The organism is Klebsiella sp. HMSC16C06, assembly GCF_001808325.1.
GTDB lineage: Bacteria > Pseudomonadota > Gammaproteobacteria > Enterobacterales > Enterobacteriaceae > Klebsiella > Klebsiella variicola.
Map to the genome: position 1 here is coordinate 191,441 of NZ_KV793012.1, position 20,471 is coordinate 211,911.

The window sequence follows — 20,471 nt, forward strand, 5'->3', positions numbered from 1 at the left end:
GTTGTACCTGGTGACACGCTGGCGAAGATCGCAGAAAAAAATGGTGCGAATGTTGACGATATTGCGCGTCAGAATAATATATCAGACCCTAATAAAATATATCCGGGGCAATCAATTTCTATAAGAAAAAATGGTAACAATACTGCGGTCGAGTCCGATAACTCAGCAATTAATCCTCCAACCTCAAAAACAGTGAGTAAAAAACAACTGCAAAACAAAGAAGTAAATTCCAATAAAAAAACGCTGGAATCAGTCGGAGGAAAAAATTCCGGTAATCCGATTGCGTTACTTCCTCATGATCAGCGAGAGGCTCCGTGGATGGCGGTTGCATTCGAGGAGGGAGATACTCGATGGAAATGGGGGCGTGTAAAGGAAGGCGATGGCGGAATAAACTACCATAAGAAGACAGGCATTAATATGTCATCAATGGTTGGTGACTCTAATCCGTGGTGTGCTTCTTTTGTAAATTATTGCCTTAAAGAATCTGGGTATTCAACATCTGGTAGCGCCAGTTCTCAATCTTTCTCGAAAAATAAAAGTTTTATAAAAGTGTCTCAACCTATATACGGCGCAATAGTCGTTTTGCGGAAAAAAGGATCTTGGAAAGGGCACGTTGCTTTTATATACTGTCTTTTTGAGGATGGAGAAATAGGTGTGCTTGGCGGAAATCAGGGAGATAGAGTAACAATAAACCCGTTATATCAAGTTTATATCAATGGACGGTTACATTATGAGTTGATAGGGTTCTATGTACCTAATTCATATTATTCTTATGCACAAAAAATAATAAATTCGGGCTCGAGAGAAGCAGCGATTTCTAATATTGCAGAGTTGCGTGAAAGCCTTGGAGCCAATCTACTCTCGAAAGAGGATGGAAGAACAAGGTGATAAAAAAAATTTAATACTGGAGGTGATGTGAAGTATTATTATGTTTTAGCATTGTTACTTGGTTACAGCTCATGTGTACTGGCAGAAGAGTGTATGGATAACTCAAATATAGATTCTCTAAGAGAGGTTTTCAAAAAAAATAATAAGAAGTTGTTGAATGAAATGTCTTCAAAAGAAATGAGGCGTTATGTTGAAAGTGATATACTTATCAAAAATAAATACAGTACACTTGTCAATGTATCTGAGGTTTACTATGGCTGGGGAGTGGACAAAAAATCAAAGTATCCTGTTAACACATCGGCAGTTTTCCCAAATGAAAAAGTGTGTGTATGGAATGTATCTTTTGCACTACCAGAGTCTATTAGAAAAAAATGTGATGATGATGGTGCTTATGGGTATTTTATTGAATTTAAGAAAGTTAATGGGAAAACAGTTCTATATAACTTTACCTCTTTGTTTGATTCTCTTCCCGACGGAACTTTAGCTTGCAAAGCTGCCAATAAATTTATGCTGCAAAAATAGCTTGTGAGTATTGATGTAAGCATCTCGCCCTAAATTAAGGGTGTTGTTGATTAATCATTATTCAGCGCTCTTGCTGCTTTTTAGGTTGTGTTGCATATTATTTTGTAGCCAATAAACTCTATTTTTACTAAAAATCCAATCTTTTCTACAAAGTGGGAAGGTAATTCTGGTAAGCATTTACTGGTGATGAAAAAGGAAATCAACCAGAATAATACTGCAGAGTATTTATCTGTAAAACAGGTGACAAAGGGTAAGGATGATTGCATTTCAAATGATTATATTATTGACTGTGAAATGGATATTAATCTGAATGGGGGGTAAAAGAATCAGTTGAAATAAACAGTAGCTTTACCAATGACGAAGGCACTGTTTTATTTGCTTATAAATTGGATGTATTGGTGGGATAGACCCAGTTACTGTCAACTATTTCGCGTATAAAATGGATTGAAATATGCCCTACGAGGGGAAGAGAATATCATAGTTGAAAACGGTAGGTGTGGTGGAGAAAACCCTCCGATTCCTGATTATAATTAAAAAAGACAAGTCTCTGTTAAATTACATGCTGAAAAAAATGGAAGGCCACTTCAACGACAAAAGTAAACTAGCACGTTGATTTCTGTTTTTTACCAAAAAGGATGGTCGTATGTTTAAGTGTGAGTTTGCTGATGAAAGAAATATAATGTGGTGAGTTTTTGTTTCGCCTGCATATCAAGCTAATTTAGCCATCCTGTAATATGAGGAAATTAATGCCATATACACTTAAACATTTGCCAGAACGCTACCCCAGACCTAAGCCTCTGAAATTTTCTCGTTGGCTTGTTGCTCTGGTTGTCATGCTTTCAGTCAGTATTATCATAATGCGTATATTTGGGCGTTATGTTGAAAATCTGTACTTCTGGAGATTAGCTTTAGGTTTTCCTGTTGCTTTGTGGAGTGTCTTGCTTTCTTCTCGTCTGCTTGTTTGGTCTTTACAGGATAGCAAAGCAAACGCTTTTGACAAACAGCGAGAACAGTGGATTCTTCGAGAAACCCGTAAGGCACGGCGTGCATTACAAGTGCTGAGTGCAACATTTATTACCGGCCACTCATCAGTTGCTCAGAAAGATACCGCTATTGCTATGCAAAACAACGACAGCATTATTGTTTCACAGGTCGGCCGGGATGGTAATGAAAGCGCCAGAATGAGCCAAATTTCTTCCAGCCCGCAGGATTCTATGGAATTCGTGATAATGAATATTTTTTCGCAGATGATTGCAGACATTCCTTTTACACAAATCCCTGATAAATGCCCACTAGTAGTAGTTTTTGATGTAACAACATCGCTGCCTTTGGAGAACATTCGCCATTACTGGGATGAGGCATGGCAAAAGAACAATATCACTTTTCCTGTTGAACACGTTGAAGGGCGTGGTCTTAGTGTAATTGACCGCTGGTTAAATGAACGTATTAAAGATAAAGCAATGTTATTGATCGTTGGCCTCCAGATTGATCCGGTTGTTACAAACAATACTGCTGAAGCGGCTGTTGCTCTACTTCTTGGCAACCGCCTAACGCAAGAGGCGCTTGACCCCCTCGCATTACTACACCGGCCAGATGCTGCTCCCTCAGGTGAACTTAGCGAAGGGATGAGGATGGCCGCCTGGAACGTCCCGCTAAAAGAAAGTATGGTGAAAAATTTATGGCTCGCTGGAATGACAGGTGAGCAACGTGCAGAAGCGATTGGATGTCAGAATGCACATCCTGCGCAGTGCGTAAAAGATGAGGCTGTCATTTCACTCGATATATCCATGGGGAATGCTGGAGCCGCTGCACCCTGGCTGGCTATTGCTGCCGCCACTGAAATCGCCCGACAAACACATTCCCCGCAGATGATTATCTGCGGGGATACCACTCAGAAAGTGCTATGGAGCACGCTTATTACCCCGATAGCTTCAAGACAGGAGATGGATCTGTGAAGTTACTTTTAGCACCGAAAACTACGGAAGGTCGCTATCTTTCAGTCGTATTCATTCTCTTTTTACTCTTGGCTGCAATGACATTTATCGTCTGGAAACATCCTGACATGGCCGGACTTGAGGGCGATAGTCAGCAGCAGAATTACTGGCTTATTGGTGGGTGCTGCATTACCGGATGTATCTTTATCATGTTAGTTATGCTCCTGTGGACAGCTCGCAGTGCCGGTAAAAAGGAGTTTGAGGCGCTCCTGGTTGTCACTCGTGGTGATGACAATAAGAGAAAAGATGAGAGTGAAAACATCTCTGTTTCTCCAGCAGTGGTGATGTGTGCCAGGATTCGTGACCATCTGCGAACCCGAATTGGAATTCACTGGCGGCGCAAAGTCCGCCTGCTTTTAGTCACCGGCGACGAGGCGGCAATCGAACAACTGGTGCCTGGCCTGCGTCAGCAGCACTGGCTTGAAGGCAACCGCACCGTGCTGATTTACGGCGGCAGCCTTGCATCGGAGCCTGACCGAGAAAAATACATCGCGCTGCGCAAGCTGCGCCGCGGCCGTCCTCTGGACGGGATTGTGCGGGTGATGCCGTCGTCTCTCACCCTGACGCCGCAGATAAGCGAGAGCGATCTGCGTGGGCTGGAAAAAATCAGCGAACTGCTGCGCTATGCCGCCCCGGTCTGGCTGTGGAAACTGTGCGACAGTGAGTGGCCGCAGGCTGACCGCGCGGTGCAGGCGGTAGGCGTTAGCTTCCCGTTACGCGCTATCGAGGACGATGTCGCCCGTCAGCTTGCGCAGATGTTGCCCATGCTGCGGGAGCAGGGGATGCACCAGATCGCAGCAGATACCCGCCACGACTTCTTGCTGCGTCTGGGACAGCAGCTTATCGACGGGGAGATCGCACAATGGCGCTGGCAGCTGGCGCCGTGGCTGACCGCCTCGCGGCAGCGGTTTGCACTGCGTGGCCTGATGTTTAGCCTGCCAGAGCCTCGTACCGTAGATCCGTATCAGGAGGCGGATACCTCGCCTGCGGGCCAGCCTCATCTCCTGACGCTGCCCGCGACCTGGCAGGGGATCGTCGATGACTGCCGCCGTTTACGTGGGCATCACGTGGGAATGGCATGGGAGCGGGGCCTGGCGTGCGGTCTGCTGGCCATCCTCGGCCTGTGGGCGGCGGGACTGCTGCTCTCCTTTGCCCTCAATTACAGTCAGATTACTTCGGTAGCGGGAAAAGCCCGCGACCTGGTGGCCCACCCCTCCGTTTCTGACTATCAACTGACGGCCCTCCATGCCCTGCGCAATGAGGCCGGCCGTCTCGTGCACGATGGGCAGAATGGCGCTCCCTGGTATCGGCGCTTTGGTCTGGACCATCATCAGCAACTATTAGACGCCGTCCTGCCCTGGTACGGTGTGGCAAATCATCGCCTGATACGTGACCCGGCCAATGCCGCGTTGCAGCAGGCGCTCAGCGCGCTGGTCAACTCCGCCCCCAATAGCGACCAACGAGCCCAGCTGGCGAAACCGGGCTATGACCAGCTGAAAGCCTGGCTGATGATGGCTCGTCCGGATAAAGCCGATGGCGCATTTTTCGCGCAGACCATGAAAACGGTCCAGCCGACGCGAATGGGGATCTCGACCGGTCTGTGGCAAAGTCTGGCGCCGGATTTGTGGGCCTTTTATCTCTCCCTGCTGCCCGAGCGGCCAGAGTGGAAGATCATCCCGGATGCGCAACGGGTGAGTCAGAGTCGTCAGGTTCTGTTGCAGCAGCTAGGTCGCCGCAATGCCGAAAGCACCTTATATGAAAACATGCTTAAATCCGTGCGTCGTAATTTTGCCGATGTATCGCTGGAAGACATGACCAGTGGCACCGATGCGCGCCGCCTGTTTACCACCGATGAAGTGGTCCCGGGGATGTTTACCCGCCAGGCATGGGAAGGCGGCATTCAGCAGGCCATTGATAAGGCAGCCAGCTCGCGCCGGGAGGAAATCGACTGGGTGCTGAGCGATTCGCGCAAAACGGTGTCGACAGACCTGTCGCCGGAGGCGCTGAAAGCGCGTCTGACCCGACGCTACTTCACCGATTTCGCTGGCAGCTGGCTGAATTTTCTCAACAGTCTGCGACTCAACCCGACGACCAATATCGCCGATGTTACCGACCAGCTCACGCTAATAAGCGATGTCCGCCAGTCGCCGCTGATTGCCCTGATGAATACCCTTGCCTGGCAGGGGCAGGCGGGGCAACAAAGGGAGGGGCTGTCGGACAGCCTTATTAAATCGGCCAAAGACCTGGTGGGCGGGAAAGACAAGCCGGTCATCGACCAGTCGGCAACCGGCCCGCAGGGGCCTCTGGATGACACGTTCGGCCCACTGCTCCAGCTGATGGGGAAAAACACGGGCAGCAACGTCATGTCGGCCGATAGCACCCTGAGCCTGCAAACCTATCTGACCCGTATCACCCGCGTGCGCCTGCGCCTGCAGCAGGTTGCGAATGCCTCCGATCCGCAGGAGATGATGCAGACCCTGGCGCAGACCGTCTTCCAGGGGAAAAGCGTCGACCTGACCGACACGCAACAGTACGGCAGCCTGATTTCGGCAAGCCTTGGCGAAGAGTGGAGTGGCTTCGGTAATACTCTGTTTGTGCAGCCGCTGACTCAGGCCTGGGAAACCGTGCTTCTGCCGTCGGCGGCCAGTCTGAATGACAAATGGCGCCGATCGGTGGTCGCCAACTGGCACACCGCCTTTGACGGACGCTTTCCGTTTGCCGCCAGCAAAAGTGACGCCTCGCTGCCGATGCTGGCTGAGTTTGTGCGCAAGGACAGCGGGCGGATCGAACGTTTTCTCACGACGGAGCTGAACGGTGTCCTGCATAAAGAAGGCAGTCAGTGGGTGCCGGATAAGGTCAACAGCCACGGCCTGGTCTTTAATCCGGCCTTTCTGCGCGCCATCAACCAGCTAAGCCAGCTGTCCGACATTCTTTTTACCGACGGCAGCCAGGGGATCAGCTTTGAGTTACAGGCCAGGCCTGCCCCGGAGGTTGTGGAGACACAGCTGACGATAGACGGCCAAAAGCTGCGCTATTTCAATCAGATGGCCGACTGGCAGACTTTCCGCTGGCCGGGGGAGACGTATAAACCCGGCACTCTGCTGACCTGGACCACCGTCAATGCGGGCACGCGTCTGTTCGGTGACTACAGCGGTACCTGGGGCTTTATTCGCTGGCTGGAGCAGGGTAAACGCCAGCAACTCGAACGCAGCCAGTGGATGATGAGCTTCACCGCTCCGGATGGCCGCACCCTGCAGTGGGTATTGCGCTCCCAGCTTGGGAGCGGCCCGCTGGTGCTTCTGGCGCTGCGCGGATTGACCCTGCCGGATCAGATTTTCACTGTCGATGCGGCTGAGAGCGCACAGGCCCTGACGACGGGGGTAGGGAATAGTGACATGGATGAGATGGAATAATGAGCATTTTACAAAATTTGGTTGCCGCCAGTCAGTTGGATGAAAGCGTACTGCGCCAGCAGGCCCGGTCACGTCAGGCGCAGTGGCAGTCCTGGCTTTCGCCAATCAGTGATAGCCAGCCCACCGGGAGCGATCCGGGCTATGACGATGATTTTCAGCGTATCCGCGAGGAGGTCAATAAGATCTCCGGTGTCGATACCGTACTGATTTGCCAGTTGGCTGGACAGTTACTGGCAACAACAAAAGATATCCGGATTGTTACCTATTACTGCTGGGCCCGTTTGCACCAGGACGGGGAAGCTGGCTTGGCCGATGGGCTGGAGCTGCTGGCAGGCTTGCTGCAACGATATGGTATGCAGCTTTATCCGCAGCGCGACCGTAGCCGCAAAGCAGCCATCGAGTGGCTGGCGGGTACTCGTATCTTAGACAGTCTTTCACTTTTTCCAGAAGTTGTGCGGGAGGACGCAAGGCGTACCGTCGGCGCGCTGCTTCTCATTGATGATTGTCTGACGACAGAACCAGAAACATCACGGCCAGATCTGCAAGCACTCTGGGGTGCACTGGAGTCTCGTTTGATAAAGGGCGGGGGAGTCGATGCGGTGGTGCCGCAGAACGTCGGAAACCGGGGGCTGGCTCAAACCGCTTCACGCATGGCTGAATACGAAGCGCCGGTTCTCAGTAACATCACCTCCGGTCAGGATCTGCTGGCCCAGGCGCGAACCCTGACAGCATATCTGCGTGTTCAACCCGATGGCTGGCTTGCCGCACATCGGCTAATGAAAAGCCTTCGTCATGACACCTTGACAATCATCCCTGCGCCTGATGCTGAAGGAAAAACACGTATCGAGCCTCCCAGAGCAGATCAGCGTGCCATGCTCAAGCGGCTGTACCTGCAACAGAGCTGGTCGGAGATACTGGAACAGGCGGACAGTACCTTCTCACGTGGCGCTAACCACCTCTGGCTTGACCTGCAATGGTATATCCATCAGGCGCTGGTGAGGTCGGGTCAGGATGTGCTGGCCGATATTATAATTGCCGATCTGAAAGGATTGCTGCGCCGTCTCACCGGGCTTGAAACATTAGCTTTTAACGACGGCACACCATTTGCCGATGAGGTCACGCTGAACTGGATAAATCAGAGTGTACTCGACGATATGTCCGTCTGGCAGGATGAGCCAGTATCGGCTGCCAGCGGCGCTGATAACGACATTCTGGCCCTTGAACCTGAAGCGCTCGAGAAGGCTGACACTGACGGTCTTGATGCTGCACTCCACTGGATTCAGACGCGCCCGGGCACTGAATCCACTAAAGAAAAATGGCTGTTGCGCCTGCTGATGGCCCGCGTGGCCGAACAAAAGGGGAAGAATGACCTCGCGCTCTATCTTCTGCGAGAACTCGACGATGCGGCGGGATCAATCACCCTCACGCAGTGGATCCCAGCCCTGTTGTTCGAGATTAAATCGCGACGGCTCAGGCTACTGCGCATGAAAGCCACGCGCAGCGAGAGTGAAAAGTTACGGTTGCAACCGGAGATGGATCAATTGCTGGCAGGTCTGATTGCGCTCGATCCAGCCAGTAGCGCGGTGCTTTGCGGCTAACAGAACGGAAACTGACACTAAGGAGAACATATGGCAGCAAAAGGTTTTTATCTGGTACAGGGAGACAGAACGACCTGCGGCGGAAGAATCACTACAGGCGCAGAAGATCACACTCTGTTTGATAAACCTGTTGCCCGGGAGCAGGACAGCGTCACTTGCGGAAAGCACGCAGGGCTATACAAGATTGCCGGTGGCATCGACAACGATACCATTCATGGCCGGCGAATGGCCGGAACCCTCGACAGCTGTAGTATTTGCCCCTGTAAGGCGAAGTTTATTCCATCAATGATGAATGATACTTATGAGAAAGGAGGTGAATGCATAACTACTTTATTTTCACTCAATGGGCTTATGGCATCTTTACAGGAACCCTATAAGAATCTTCATCCAGAAAATAAGACTGAACGACAGTGTACTCACACAGATGGGGCGATTAAAGTTGCAGAATATATACTAAGTGAAATAAAGGCGAATGTCAGAAGCGATACGGCAGAAATAATACGATATTTAATCGACGAAGATTTTATAATAAAAAGACTTACTGAATGGAATAAACTTCCCTTTTATGCAAGGCTGGGGCCGCCCCCTAAAGCAGATTTACTTGCTGCAATGGCTATTTGGTATCAGACCGTGAAAACAGGTTCAATCTGGGATCATAAACCGAAGATCCGCGATCTTTTTTCATCCGTTGCAGTAGCACGACCACTTCCCAGGAAAGGAAAATCATCAAAGTCTTATTATCATAAGTTTAAACAGCATGATTATTTTTATGATGTTTGGTCAAACATACATTATGGTTATGTTGGACGTAGTGTCGGTTTTTCTGAAGCAATTCTCTTGAAAGGGTCCACTTGGGAACAAAACATGACGCCAGGTGCCATGGGGGATGATACCATGGATGACATTACTAGCATGAAAATAGGGTTTAATCTATTTTATGAACATGGGGAATTTGCTGAGACGTTGACGGCAGATAATATTCTTTGCGTTTTAGAAACAACACCTGGCGCGCAACTTCCTCACTCAAGAGAAAATCATTGGTGCTGGAATACAGATAATCCAGAAAAAAGTGACGAATCATTTTGAAAAAAACAAAAACGTTAACGGGTATTGCATTATTTATAGCGGTGTTAGTCCTTGTCGCTCATTTTATTCCGATAAGGCCAGTCGTTGTTATTATAAATAACACTAACGAAACTATATTCGTATATGCAGGTGAGAGTATATATAATGTCGAACCTGAGCCTGACGAAGTCGCGCGTATAGTACGATCAAAGCCTGAAATTATAGCACCTGGAAAAAGTGTTAAGATTAAAGCTTCGTTTACATCTCTGATTAGGAAAGATGCAGCGCTCGACATTGGTTGGAGGGTTGGTGGTCAATACGAATATAACGCTGCAGGTAGCGGTGGTCAAAATTTTATTCTTTCTTCAAAAGAGGGCGTGTGCTACGCATCGATTTATATAAAAGATGATTTTTTTAAGAGCGCGATTAAAAATGGTTCAAGCAATAAATGTTTTAAAAAAATAAAGGCATTTAATTATAAGTATTAATTCAGGTGTTATAAAGGTTATTTTTTTAGTTGCCAGTTTCAAAATCTGATGATTGAAAGGAAATCAATATTAATTTATGGACGATTTAACCTTGCGTTATTACGACGCTGAAATGCGCTACCTGCTGGAAGCGGGTGAAGAGTTTGCCCGCGCTCATCCTGAGCAGGCGGCAATGCTCAATCTCGACAAAGCGGGCGCTCGCGACCCCTTTGTCGAGCGTCTGTTTGAAGGTTTTGCCTTCCTGATGGGCCGCATGCGCGAGAAACTCGATGACGATCTGCCTGAGCTGACCGAAGGCGTGGTCAGTCTGCTGTGGCCACATTATTTACGTACCATTCCCTCGATGTCGGTCGTGGAGTTCACCCCCGACTGGCCGGAAATGAAAGAATCGATGACGATAGGCAAAGGTTTTGAAGTGCTTTCCCGGCCGATCGGTGAAAAGGGCACGCGCTGCCGGTACACCACCACCAAAGCGATCGCTCTGCAGCCGTTATCCCTGGAACGCGTCCAGCTGGCCACCGATACGGATGGCCGGTCGGTGATCACGCTGCGCTTTACCTGCAGCCAGCTGACGGACTGGCGCCGGGTCGATCTCAGTCATATCCCGCTGTACTGCAACGCCGATGCGCCGCTGGCCTGCGCCATGCACGAGGCCTTTACCCTCAATGTGGCCCGGATGTGGCTGCGCATCCCCGATGAGGTGGACAGAAGGCCGCTGGACGGGTATTTCAGCGCGCTGGGATTTGGCGAGGATGACGGCCTCTGGCCTGAAGATGGCCGCAGTTTTCGCGGTTACCAGCTGCTGCTGGAGTATTTTACCTTCCGCGAAAAGTTCATGTTCATCGATCTGCGCGGGCTGGAGACGGTGGTTTTTCCGGCCGGACTGGCGTGGTTTGAAATCGACGTCGTGCTGGCGGAACGCTGGGAACATGACTTCCGCTTCAGCGAAAAGCAGCTGCGCCTGCACTGCGTGCCAGTGATCAACCTGTTTCCGCTGGAGTCGGATCCGCTGACCATCAATTCCCTGCAGACCGAATACCCGCTGCGCCCGATGCGCGTGCAGGACGGCCACACCGAAATTTACACCGTCGATTCCGTGATCTCCTCGCACCAGCAGGTTTACGCGCCGTTCTCAAGTTTTCGCCACAAAGGCGGCATGATGCGTCATGACGCGGCGGACTATTACTATCATACCCGGGTGCGCCGTGGCCCCTCCGGGCTGTACAACACCTGGCTTATCGTCGGCGGAGAAGCCTTTGATAATCATACCGTACCGGAAGATGAAAGCCTGTCGCTGACCCTCACCGGAACCAACGGCCAGCTGCCGCGTCGCGCGCTGCAGAGCACCGTGCTCGATACGGTGATGAAAACCACTTCCGCCAGTATTGCAGTGCGTAACCTCTGCGCGCCGACGCTGCCGTGCTATCCCCCCGCCCAGGACCGTTTTCACTGGCGGGTGCTGAGCCATCTGGGCAGCAGTTTTCTTTCCCTGATGGATAACGCGGAGGTCCTGCGCGGCACCCTGGCGCTGTATGAATGGACCGACAGCGAGATGAATCGTCGGCGTCTGGAAGCCATCCTCGACGTGAAGCACCGCGCAACAGAGCGCTTTGCACAGGGCCATCTGGTGCGCGGTGTGCAGATTGAAGTCACCCTCGACAGTCACGGCTTTGCCGGACGAGGCGATATATGCCTGTTTGGCGAGATGCTTAGCCGCTTCTTCGCGCTCTACACCGACATCTACTTGTTCAACCGCCTGATTATCATTCTGCAACCAACCGGAGAACGACTGGAATGGGAAGAGAAGCACAGCCGCCGCATTCCCGGCTGACCCCGCGGCTGGAGGCCGACCTGCCGCGGATCAATTTTTACCGCTTCTGCCAGCTTCTGGAAAAACGGCGTCCCGGCCAACCGCTGATGGGGGCGACCAGCCATCCGGCTGACGATCCGGTGCGTTTTTACCCGCATCCGGGAATGGGATTTCCCGCCAGCGAACTGAAAGCCGTGGAATACGATGAGGCCGATGACAGCAGGCCGCCGGTCATTCGCACCACCTTTATGGGGTTGTACGGTGTCGATTCGCCGCTCCCGACGGCATATCTCGATGATATCGCCCAGCACAGGGAAGGGCATGAAGCGCTGCAGGGCTTACTGGATATCTTCAGCCATCGGATCATGACGCAGTTTTACCGCATCTGGCGGAAATACTCCTGGCCCGCCACCTTTGAGCCTGGCGGCACCGATCGTCTCTCGCAGTCGCTACTGGGCCTGGCGGGGCTAGGCATCCCCGGCACGACGCAGCATATCGCCTCGCCGGCGTCGCGCTTTCTGGCGCTAACCGGCGTGCTGCGTCAGCCGGGCAAAACCCAGCAGGGGATCCAGGCGCTGGTCACCCTGCTGGCCCCGGAGACCACCGTCAGGGTGAGCCCGTACAGCCTGCGTCCGGTGGCGATCAGCCAGCCGCTGGGGTTTTACGGCGATGACGACTTCTTCCTGGACGGCAATACGCCGCTGGGTGACGAAGCGATGGATGCCAGCAGCCAGCTCCTCGTTGCCCTTACCACCGACAATCCCGCGGAGGCGCAGGGCTGGAAGCCTGACGGCCCGCTGTTTCGGGACTTTCTCATCCTGCTGCGGGTATACCTCGGCTGGCGATTCCGGGCCGACATCACCCTGACCGCGCCGACCCGACTGCTGGCTGTCCCGCCGCTGGGGGACGAGCCGTTCTGGCTCGGTATGAACGGCGTGCTGGGCGTGGGGGAGGGCGAGAGTGAGGACGATATTCCTCAGACCTTTACCACCGAGCTGGGTACCTATACGGGCCTGCAGCCTGCCACCTTTCTACAAGGAAACCGACGTGTTACGTACAAGTTTGACTAAAACCGCCTGCCTGCTGCCCCTGCTTGCGCTTTGTCTGAGCGGGTGCGGGCTCACCCAGCGCGTCTCGGAGGGGACCAAAAATGCCTTCAACGCCGTTTTTTATAAGAAAATTAATACGCTGCATCTGGACTTTACCGCGCGTGAAGCGCTCAACACCGATGCCAGAGAGAATCACTCGCTCTCTGAACCGGTGGTGGTGCGCATCTATCAGCTTAAAGATCGCCAGACCTTTGACCGGCTGGTTTACCAGCAGCTGCTGGAGGAGGGGGATATTCTGCTCGCCGCCGATCTCCTCGCCAGTCGCGATGTGGTGATCAGTCCCGGAGGAGATGCCAGTCTGAATATGCCGCTGGAAGCGGAGGCGACGTTCGTGGCGGTTGTCGGCCTGTTCCGCCATCCGGACACAGACAGGAATACCTGGAAGCAGGTGCTGGGGCGTGAGGAATTGGATCCGGACAAGCCGCGCATTTTCACCGCCGAACGCAACCAGCTACGGCTCAGGCCTGAAGCGGCGAAGTAATATCGAAAACAAACATTTGCGGCGGGGCCATCGCGCCAGTTCGCCCTCAATCTTCGTAACCAGCGAACGGGCGATAACCATCTTCATCCAGCCCACCGGCTTCACCACAGTACAGGGAGATAACGTGACAGCGAGGGAAAGTTTTTTTAAGAAACTGCAGCAACAGCAAAATCCGCAGCGGACAGCGGCCCTCGACGGGGCGGCCGCCGCGGATATCGCCAGGTTTCGCCAGCAAATGGCGGCGCTGGCTCAGCAGGTAAGTCAGTGGTTTGACGGAACGGGTATCGAGGTGGTGATTTCGACCCGCCACCTCCACGATCTGAGTACCCTTGGCTACAGCCTCAACAGCGGCATCTGCCGCTACGATATCCCGGCCATTCGTCTGCAAAACGGCGAGCGCAGCGTCAATATCGTGCCACAGCAGTTGTTGGATGGCGTGGAAAAGGGGATCGTGACGCTGAGTCTCGAGGCACCCGGCGGCGCGGGATCCCGGGAGGTGTTTTATCTTAGCCTGGCCCCGGAGGATGGCTGGATGATCCGCAAGGCGCACCAGTCCCCGCAAGCGCGGCGTATGCTTACCGAAGATCGCTTTTTTATGGCGGTCGACAGCCTGGCCTGATGATCCCTGACAGGCGATGACGTTCCCGCGGCGGCGGTGCAAAGCGCGCATCGCCGCCCGGGGATATCAGGCGCCAAACGCGCCGTCGATGGTGTGCATGGCGCCAGTGACAAATGACGCCTCCGGACCGGCCAGCCACGCCACCATTCCCGCCACCTCTTCCGGGCGGCCATGGCGCTTAATGGCCATAAAGCTGTGCATCAGCTCTTTCATCGGACCGTTCTCCGGGTTGGCGTCGGTATCAACAGGGCCGGGCTGGACGACGTTGACCGTGATGCCGCGCGGGCCAAAATCACGCGCCAGGCCACGCGCCAGCCCCTGCAGGGCCGATTTGCTGACCGCATAGGCCGCCATTCCCGGCACCGGCATGCGATCGCCATTGACCGAACCGATGACAATAATGCGCCCGCCTTCCGGCATGCGGCGCGCCGCTTCCACGGAGGCATGGTAGGGGGCATGAATATTGATGCGGAACAGGCGATCGATGGCATCGCTGTCCTGCTCGAGGGCATCGCCGAAAATGGCGATCCCGGCATTGACCACTAACACGTCCAGCGGGCCGCTGTCGCGGACCAGGCTTATCACCGCATCACGATCGGCGCTATCCGCCTGCACCGCCGTGCTGCCGGTCTCCGCCGCCAGCCGCTCGGCCGCTTCCGGCGAACCGGAATAGCTAAACACCACCGATGCGCCATCGGCGACAAAACGCCTGACAATCGCCGCGCCAATTCCCCGACTCCCGCCTAAAACCAGCACTGATTTGTTGTGAAATGCTGTCATATCCCGTACCTCATGATATTGTAGTGACGATTACAATATGCTGCGGCAAAACAGGCTGTCAAGGATTAATATAGTGACCACTACAAAATCAGGGCGTACTCCGGGACGTCCTCGCCAGTTTGATGCGGAACAGGCCATTGAAACGGCGCAACGCCTCTTTCACGCGCGAGGCTATGACGCGGTGAGCGTGGCCGATCTGACCCAGGCTTTCGGCATCAACCCCCCGAGTTTTTATGCCGCTTTCGGCAGCAAGCTCGGGCTGTATACCCGCGTCCTGCAGCGCTACAGCCAGACCGGGGCCATTCCCATCGACGCCCTGCTGCGAGACGACCAGCCGGTGGCGGCGTCGCTCATCGCCGTGCTGCAGGAGGCGGCTCGCCGCTATGTGGCCGATCCGGCCGCCGCCGGCTGTCTGGTGCTGGAGGGGGTACATTGCCAGGATGCCGACGCCCGAGGGGCGGCTGGCGAATGGCATGCCGCGGCAAGAGCCAAAATCCAGCAGTATATCGCCCGCCATCGCCCGCAGGACGCGCTGCGGGTGACTGACTATATGGATACACTGATGCTTGGCCTGTCGGCGAAAGCGCGGGAAGGGGATAGTCTGCCGCGTCTCCTGGAGACCGTGCGGCTGGCAGGCCTGGCGCTGGAGCACATCCTGCCAGCCTGAGTCGTCAGATGGTTTGTCCGCCCGACACCTCGATCCGCTGGGCGGTCACCCAGCGGTTATCGTCGCGCAGCAGGCTGGCGATCATTGGCCCAATATCCTCAGGAACGCCCACCCGTCCCAGCGCCGTCATGGCGGCAAACTGCGCGTTAACCCCCGCGTCGTCCCGCACCAGCCCGCCGCCAAAATCGGTGGCGATAGCCCCGGGGGCGATGGTATTGACGGTGATGCCGCGTCCGCCCAGCTCGCGGGCCATGTACACGCTCAGCATCTCCACGGCCGCTTTGGCCGCAGCGTAGGCGGAGAAGCCAGGATAGGAGACGCGGGTCAGCCCGGAGGAGAAGTTAACGATCCGTCCGCCGTCTGCCAGCAGCGGCAGCAGGGTTTGTATGAGGAAAAATACCCCCTTGACGTGGACGTTAAACAGCCCGTCGAACTGCGCTTCGCGCGTTTCGGCCAGCGGGGCGAATTCGCCGTGCCCTGCGTTATTGATCAGGTGGTCGAAAGTGGCCCGCCCCCAGACGCTGGCCAGCGCGCTGCCGAGGCTGTCGGCGAAAGCCGGGAAGCTGGCGGTTTGCGCCATATCCAGCGGCAGGGCGATGGCCTTGCGCCCCAGGGCGCGGATGTCGGCGACCACCGCTTCCGCCTGTTCGAGATTGCCGCGGCAGGTGACGATGACATCCCCACCCTGGCGGGCGATATCCAGTGCAGTCTGACGGCCAAGGCCGCGGTTGGCGCCGGTAATAAGTGCAATCTTAGTCATGTTCGGTCCTCTCTGGTATGTTGAGGCTCTACAATAGGGGCCGCGCGTCAGGCCGGGTTGCCCAATCCTTGTTATTTTTTGCCCATTTCTCTCCGTTCACTCCCTTTTCCCGGGAAATAGCGCATACTCAGGCTTTAAAACTTGCCTGAAAGGATCTTATGCGCGACGCCCTGTTCGATCTCTGCCGCCGGTTTGCCGATGCTCATGTCGATAGCAGCGGGGTGGCGGTTACCCCGGTTCCCGGCATCACCCTGGTGCGGGCCCTGCATCCTGGCGACCTGCAGGCGGCCATCGCCAGGCCGCTGGTGGCCATGCTGCTCCAGGGGCGCAAGAGCGTGACCACCGGCCTGGCGAGCTTTGACTATGGCCCGGGCGAGGCGATGGTGATTGCCGCGGATGTCCCCACCACCAGCCAGATCACCGAGGCCAGTCAGCGTTTTCCCTATTACGCGCTGGTGCTGGAGCTGGACCTGGCTATCCTGCGCGAGCTGCAGGAGGCCGGGCCGTCAGGGCCGGATGAGGCGCCCCGCGTTGGTATCGAACCGATGAACGCCGATGTGACGGATGCCGCTTACCGGCTGGCAAGGCTGTTTGAACAACCGGGGGCGCTGGCGGTGCTGGGGGAAGGTCTGCGGCGGGAGCTGCATTACTGGCTGTTGCAGAGTGTCCATGGGCCGGCCATTCGGGCGCTGGGCGCCGTAGACAGCTATTCGGCGCGGATCCGCCGGGCGGTGGCGATGCTGCGCCGGGATTTTATGCAGCCAGTCAGCGTTGACGCCCTGGCCGACGCCGCCGGGATGAGCGTCTCTGTCTTTCACCGTCATTTCCGCGCCATGACTACGCTGTCGCCGCTGCAGTTTCAGAAGCAGTTACGCCTGATCCACGCCCGCCGCCTGATGTTGGCGGAAGGGATGAGCATTGCCCAGGCTGCCGGGGAGGTGGGCTATATCAGCGTGTCGCAGTTCACCCGGGAATACGCTCGCCTGTACGGCGCGCCGCCGGGCCGCGATCGTCGACGGGAAAAAATGAGCGCCTGACCTGGCGCGCGGGCTGGCGGCAGCTCATCCCTGAGCCTGACGCCGGTGGTTTAGTCCGCGATTTTCGCCGTGATATGCACTTTGTTGCCCATCCGCGCTTCAGTGATGCGATAGGTAGTCGCGCCCTCGCGGGCGGCCTGCTGGCGGATTTTGCTCTCCGCATGGTCCAGGGTATCGCCGGTGGCGGTGATGGTTCTGGCATTTGCCGCCAGGGGCAGCAGACAACTCAATACGATCAGTGGAATCAACTTGTTCATCGTCATTCTGTCCTGTGAGAGAAAATCAGCGCGCGGTCTGCAGCCAGCCGGCAATGTCCTGGGTCGGCAGCTGGTGGCGGGCATTCCAGGTGTCGCCCATCGGCCACCACACGCCATCCCCCCGGGCGAAGGCGGCGCGATAGCGCAGCATGGCGTCATCCGGGTCTGTCCGTAGCTGCTCCAGCAGGGCGGGCAGGGTGTGGACGGCTTTGCTGAACGTCTGCTGCGTTACGCGCTCCACGGTATCTGCCAGCTGCCGGTAAGAGGTCGTTTCGCCGGCAACAAACACCACCTCGTTGACGATCCGCGGCTGATGCAGATAAATCGCCGTGGTCAGGCGGCCAATATCCGCCGGTGAGGTGACGGTCACCTGGGTATCCCAGCTGCCAAGGGCGTGAAGGGTTCGGTTGGATAAATTCACCACATCGAAGTCTGGCTCGAAGAGAAAGCTGGTAAACATCCCGGTGGAGACAATGACCCACTCCGTGGCCCGCTGCGCGCGCAGCAGGGTCCGGACATCGTACTGCTCGTCCCAGACCGGCTGACCGCTGCCTTTGCCAACCACATCGTAATTGACGCCAAACTGCCAGGGAAAATAGCGGGGTACCCCGGCCGCCAGCACCGCGCGGGTGATTTTCAGCTGTGTGCCCGGTCCGGCGACAAACCCCATGCAGTTAATCACGGTGGTGAATCCGCGGAACTGCCCGGCGAGGGCCTCCTGGGATCCACCGGCGATGTCGACCGCCAGAAAAGTGGCCCCGGCGTCGGCCAGCGCCTGATGGTTTGCCGACCGCAGCTGGCCGGTTTCATCCCAGGCCCGCGGCGAGACGATAACCGAGACCGTGCCCTGGCGCTGGATCACCGCAGGCACCAGCGCATCGAGAACGGCGGCGCCCAGTTGTCCCGCTCCCAGCACCAATACCTTTTCCTCATGATTAAAATTATCAGTTTTCATTTTGACTCCTTGCTCAGTTAAGCCTTGTACTGACTGGCTACAGGCTCAGTGTAGGGGGGCGGGCATCATTCGATAAGAACAGGATTTCGGGTTAGACTGTTCGTGATAATGGGATAATAATTGCCGGGGGAGTACGAAATGGACAGACTGGATGCCATGCAGTTGTATGTTGCGGTTGTGGATGCCCACAGCTTCGCCCGTGCGGCGGAGGTGCTCGGGCAGCCGCGCTCCACGGTATCGCGGGTGGTGAAGGAGCTGGAAGCCTGGCTCGGGGCGCAGCTTCTCCAGCGCACCACCCGCAAGCTCAGCGTGACGGCGGAGGGTCGCCGGTATTATGAGGAGTGTAAAAGGCTGCTGGCCGAGATGGCGGCGATGGAAGCCTCTTTTCCCGGGCGCTCGGCTCAGCCCGCCGGGCGATTCAAAGTGGGGATGCCGCAATCCCTTGCCCGCCACTGCATTCTGCCGAGGATCGGCGAGTTTTTGCAGCAGTATCCCGACCTGGAGCTGATCCTCTGCTCAAGCGACAACGTGGAAGATATTATTCAGGAGGGATTCGACTGCGTGATCCGTACCGGGCGGATCGAAGATTCCACCACCCTGGTGGCGCGTCCTCTGGCCCGCTACCGCTGGATGGTCCTCGCCTCGCCGGCCTGGCTAGCGGCCCACGGCCGGCCGCAGGGCATCGACGATCTGCACCAGCACCGGGCGGTGGGCTACCTGAACCACCGTACCGGGCGGACCATCGACTGGCTTTTCTCTCTCAATGACGGCGACTGCGCGATCCGTATGCAGGAGACGCTGGTGGTCGACGATACCGATGCCTATATCCAGGCCGGCGTTCAGGGGCTGGGCCTGATCCGCGTCGCCAGCTATCTGGCGCAACCTTATCTGCAGAGCGGGGCGCTGGTCGCCTGTCTGGAGCAGGCCGCTTCTGATCTTCCCTTGTCGCTGGTCTATCCGCAAAACCGCTATCTGCCGCCGGCGGTGCGCGCGTTTTATGACTGGAGCAGGCGCGTTCTGCAACCCCCGCTCAGCGAGGCCTGATGCCGGGGCATCGGCCCGGTTATTGACCGCGCATGGCCTGTTTTAACTTCGCCACCAGCCAGTTCAGCGCCGGATCCTGCGCCCGCCGTTTGTGCCGCAAAATGCACAGCGTAAATTCCGGATACGCTACCGGCGGAGCGTCCGCGCGCAGCGCATACTGCGCCTGCCATTGCTGCGCCAGCCCCTGCGGGACGGTGGCGAACAGCGGCAGGGTGGTCAGCAGCAGGGGAAAGGTGGAGAAATTCTGCGTGGCAAAGCGCACGCGCCGCACGAGTCCCTGGCTGGCGAGCTGGCGGTCAATTTCACCGTGGCCGGTTTCGCGATAGGCCACCATCACATGTTCCCAGGCGACAAAGTCGCTCACCGACAGCGGCCCGCGACAGGGGATCTGCTGCGGCGACCACAGGGTGGTGACTCCCATGGTCATCACCGGCTCGCTGACCACCTCCCCGCGGCTCTGTTTGTTGACAGACACCGCGACATCAATGCGCTCCTCCTCCAGCAGCTGGCGAACCTGGAAGGGGTCGGCGGCTATCGACTGCAGTGAGACCCCGGGCGCCTCCTGCATCAGCCCGGGTAACAGCTGGGGCATCAGCCAGTGTTCGCTCCAGTCGCTGAGGCCGATGCGAAAAAGCTGCTGTGCGCGCGCCGGGACGAACTCCCCGGCGCCAAACATCGCTGAATGCAGGTTTTCCATCAGCGGCTGCAGGTCGGTCATCAGCGCTTGCGCCCGCGGCGTCGGCAGCATGCCTCTGGCGCTGCGCACGAACAGCGGGTCGTCAAACATCTCGCGCAGGCGTTTCAGCGCCCCGCTGATAGCCGGCTGGCCAAGATGCAACACCTCTGCGGTGCGGGTGACGCTCGCTTCGCGGTACAGCACCATCAAGACCGTCAACAGATTCAGATCGATACGACTAAAATCATTTTCAATGATTTTCTTCATTATGATAATCAATTTGAATGTGGGTTATCCCGGCAGCATAG

The 20,471-nt window shown here is 55.7% G+C and carries 19 protein-coding genes; 14 read left to right on the forward strand and 5 right to left on the reverse strand.

Annotated features, from left to right (window positions below):
- The 11 genes from HMPREF3142_RS28305 to HMPREF3142_RS19785 form a co-directional block, all read left to right on the forward strand.
- A partial coding sequence (locus HMPREF3142_RS28305) for a C40 family peptidase (RefSeq protein ID WP_228706481.1) occupies positions 1–888 on the forward strand: 888 nt, incomplete at its 5' end.
- 27 nt (positions 889–915) lie between these two features.
- Positions 916–1,410, forward strand: coding sequence for a sugar ABC transporter permease (locus tag HMPREF3142_RS28310; RefSeq protein ID WP_228706482.1), 495 nt, complete (start codon positions 916–918; stop codon positions 1,408–1,410).
- A gap of 746 nt (positions 1,411–2,156) precedes the next feature.
- Positions 2,157–3,365 (forward strand): hypothetical protein, encoded by a 1,209-nt coding sequence (locus HMPREF3142_RS19745; protein WP_020324630.1) that lies wholly within the window; start codon positions 2,157–2,159, stop codon positions 3,363–3,365.
- Positions 3,362–6,817 (forward strand): ImcF-related family protein, encoded by a 3,456-nt coding sequence (locus tag HMPREF3142_RS19750; RefSeq protein ID WP_077270057.1) that lies wholly within the window; start codon positions 3,362–3,364, stop codon positions 6,815–6,817. The genes HMPREF3142_RS19745 and HMPREF3142_RS19750 overlap by 4 nt, the downstream gene beginning before the upstream one ends.
- Positions 6,817–8,415: a type VI secretion system protein TssA gene (gene tssA, locus HMPREF3142_RS19755; protein ID WP_015874732.1), complete on the forward strand. Its 1,599-nt coding sequence runs from the start codon at positions 6,817–6,819 to the stop codon at positions 8,413–8,415. Before HMPREF3142_RS19750 ends, tssA begins: the two co-directional genes overlap by 1 nt.
- Positions 8,416–8,445: 30 nt before the next feature.
- A complete protein-coding gene (locus tag HMPREF3142_RS19760; RefSeq protein WP_070612399.1) occupies positions 8,446–9,501 on the forward strand; it encodes a polymorphic toxin type 44 domain-containing protein in 1,056 nt (351 codons plus the stop codon).
- On the forward strand, positions 9,498–9,968 hold the full coding sequence (locus tag HMPREF3142_RS19765) for a hypothetical protein (RefSeq protein ID WP_049155396.1): 471 nt from the start codon (positions 9,498–9,500) through the stop codon (positions 9,966–9,968). Before HMPREF3142_RS19760 ends, HMPREF3142_RS19765 begins: the two co-directional genes overlap by 4 nt.
- Before the next feature lie 76 nt (positions 9,969–10,044).
- Positions 10,045–11,799, forward strand: a complete 1,755-nt coding sequence (gene tssF / locus HMPREF3142_RS19770) for a type VI secretion system baseplate subunit TssF (RefSeq protein ID WP_070612401.1) — start codon at positions 10,045–10,047, stop codon at positions 11,797–11,799.
- Positions 11,763–12,848, forward strand: a complete 1,086-nt coding sequence (gene tssG / locus HMPREF3142_RS19775) for a type VI secretion system baseplate subunit TssG (RefSeq protein WP_049155400.1) — start codon at positions 11,763–11,765, stop codon at positions 12,846–12,848. Before tssF ends, tssG begins: the two co-directional genes overlap by 37 nt.
- Entirely contained in the window at positions 12,826–13,368 is a 543-nt protein-coding gene (gene tssJ / locus HMPREF3142_RS19780) for a type VI secretion system lipoprotein TssJ (protein WP_048267835.1), read from the forward strand. Before tssG ends, tssJ begins: the two co-directional genes overlap by 23 nt.
- Before the next feature lie 124 nt (positions 13,369–13,492).
- Positions 13,493–13,987, forward strand: coding sequence for a hypothetical protein (locus HMPREF3142_RS19785; RefSeq protein WP_048267836.1), 495 nt, complete (start codon positions 13,493–13,495; stop codon positions 13,985–13,987).
- Positions 13,988–14,053: 66 nt separating this feature from the next.
- Here the strand turns inward: HMPREF3142_RS19785 and bdcA are convergent, their stop codons facing one another.
- Positions 14,054–14,767: an SDR family oxidoreductase gene (gene bdcA / locus HMPREF3142_RS19790; protein WP_008805173.1), complete on the reverse strand. Its 714-nt coding sequence runs from the start codon at positions 14,765–14,767 to the stop codon at positions 14,054–14,056.
- A gap of 73 nt (positions 14,768–14,840) precedes the next feature.
- Between bdcA and HMPREF3142_RS19795 the strand changes: the two genes are divergently transcribed.
- Complete coding sequence (locus HMPREF3142_RS19795; protein WP_008805172.1) at positions 14,841–15,434, forward strand: TetR/AcrR family transcriptional regulator; 594 nt, start codon at positions 14,841–14,843, stop codon at positions 15,432–15,434.
- A 4-nt stretch (positions 15,435–15,438) separates the two neighbouring features.
- Here HMPREF3142_RS19795 and HMPREF3142_RS19800 read toward each other — a convergent pair whose 3' ends face one another.
- Positions 15,439–16,194, reverse strand: a complete 756-nt coding sequence (locus HMPREF3142_RS19800) for an SDR family NAD(P)-dependent oxidoreductase (RefSeq protein ID WP_048267838.1) — start codon at positions 16,192–16,194, stop codon at positions 15,439–15,441.
- A 158-nt stretch (positions 16,195–16,352) separates the two neighbouring features.
- Here HMPREF3142_RS19800 and HMPREF3142_RS19805 point away from each other — a divergent pair, with 158 nt between their 5' ends.
- A complete protein-coding gene (locus tag HMPREF3142_RS19805) occupies positions 16,353–17,231 on the forward strand; it encodes an AraC family transcriptional regulator (RefSeq protein WP_012968392.1) in 879 nt (292 codons plus the stop codon).
- A gap of 50 nt (positions 17,232–17,281) precedes the next feature.
- Here HMPREF3142_RS19805 and HMPREF3142_RS19810 read toward each other — a convergent pair whose 3' ends face one another.
- Together HMPREF3142_RS19810 and HMPREF3142_RS19815 are read right to left on the reverse strand one after the other, a co-directional pair.
- Positions 17,282–17,488, reverse strand: a complete 207-nt coding sequence (locus tag HMPREF3142_RS19810) for a YdgH/BhsA/McbA family protein (RefSeq protein ID WP_004179576.1) — start codon at positions 17,486–17,488, stop codon at positions 17,282–17,284.
- Positions 17,489–17,513: 25 nt separating this feature from the next.
- Positions 17,514–18,443, reverse strand: a complete 930-nt coding sequence (locus HMPREF3142_RS19815) for an aromatic alcohol reductase (protein WP_064171628.1) — start codon at positions 18,441–18,443, stop codon at positions 17,514–17,516.
- 138 nt (positions 18,444–18,581) lie between these two features.
- Between HMPREF3142_RS19815 and HMPREF3142_RS19820 the strand changes: the two genes are divergently transcribed.
- The gene (locus tag HMPREF3142_RS19820) at positions 18,582–19,487 is read left to right on the forward strand and encodes a LysR family transcriptional regulator (protein WP_039103215.1); all 906 of its coding nucleotides are present in this window, start codon (positions 18,582–18,584) and stop codon (positions 19,485–19,487) included.
- 19 nt (positions 19,488–19,506) lie between these two features.
- Here the strand turns inward: HMPREF3142_RS19820 and HMPREF3142_RS19825 are convergent, their stop codons facing one another.
- On the reverse strand, positions 19,507–20,430 hold the full coding sequence (locus tag HMPREF3142_RS19825) for a LysR family transcriptional regulator (RefSeq protein WP_070612403.1): 924 nt from the start codon (positions 20,428–20,430) through the stop codon (positions 19,507–19,509).
- Between the last annotated feature and the right edge of the window lie 41 nt (positions 20,431–20,471).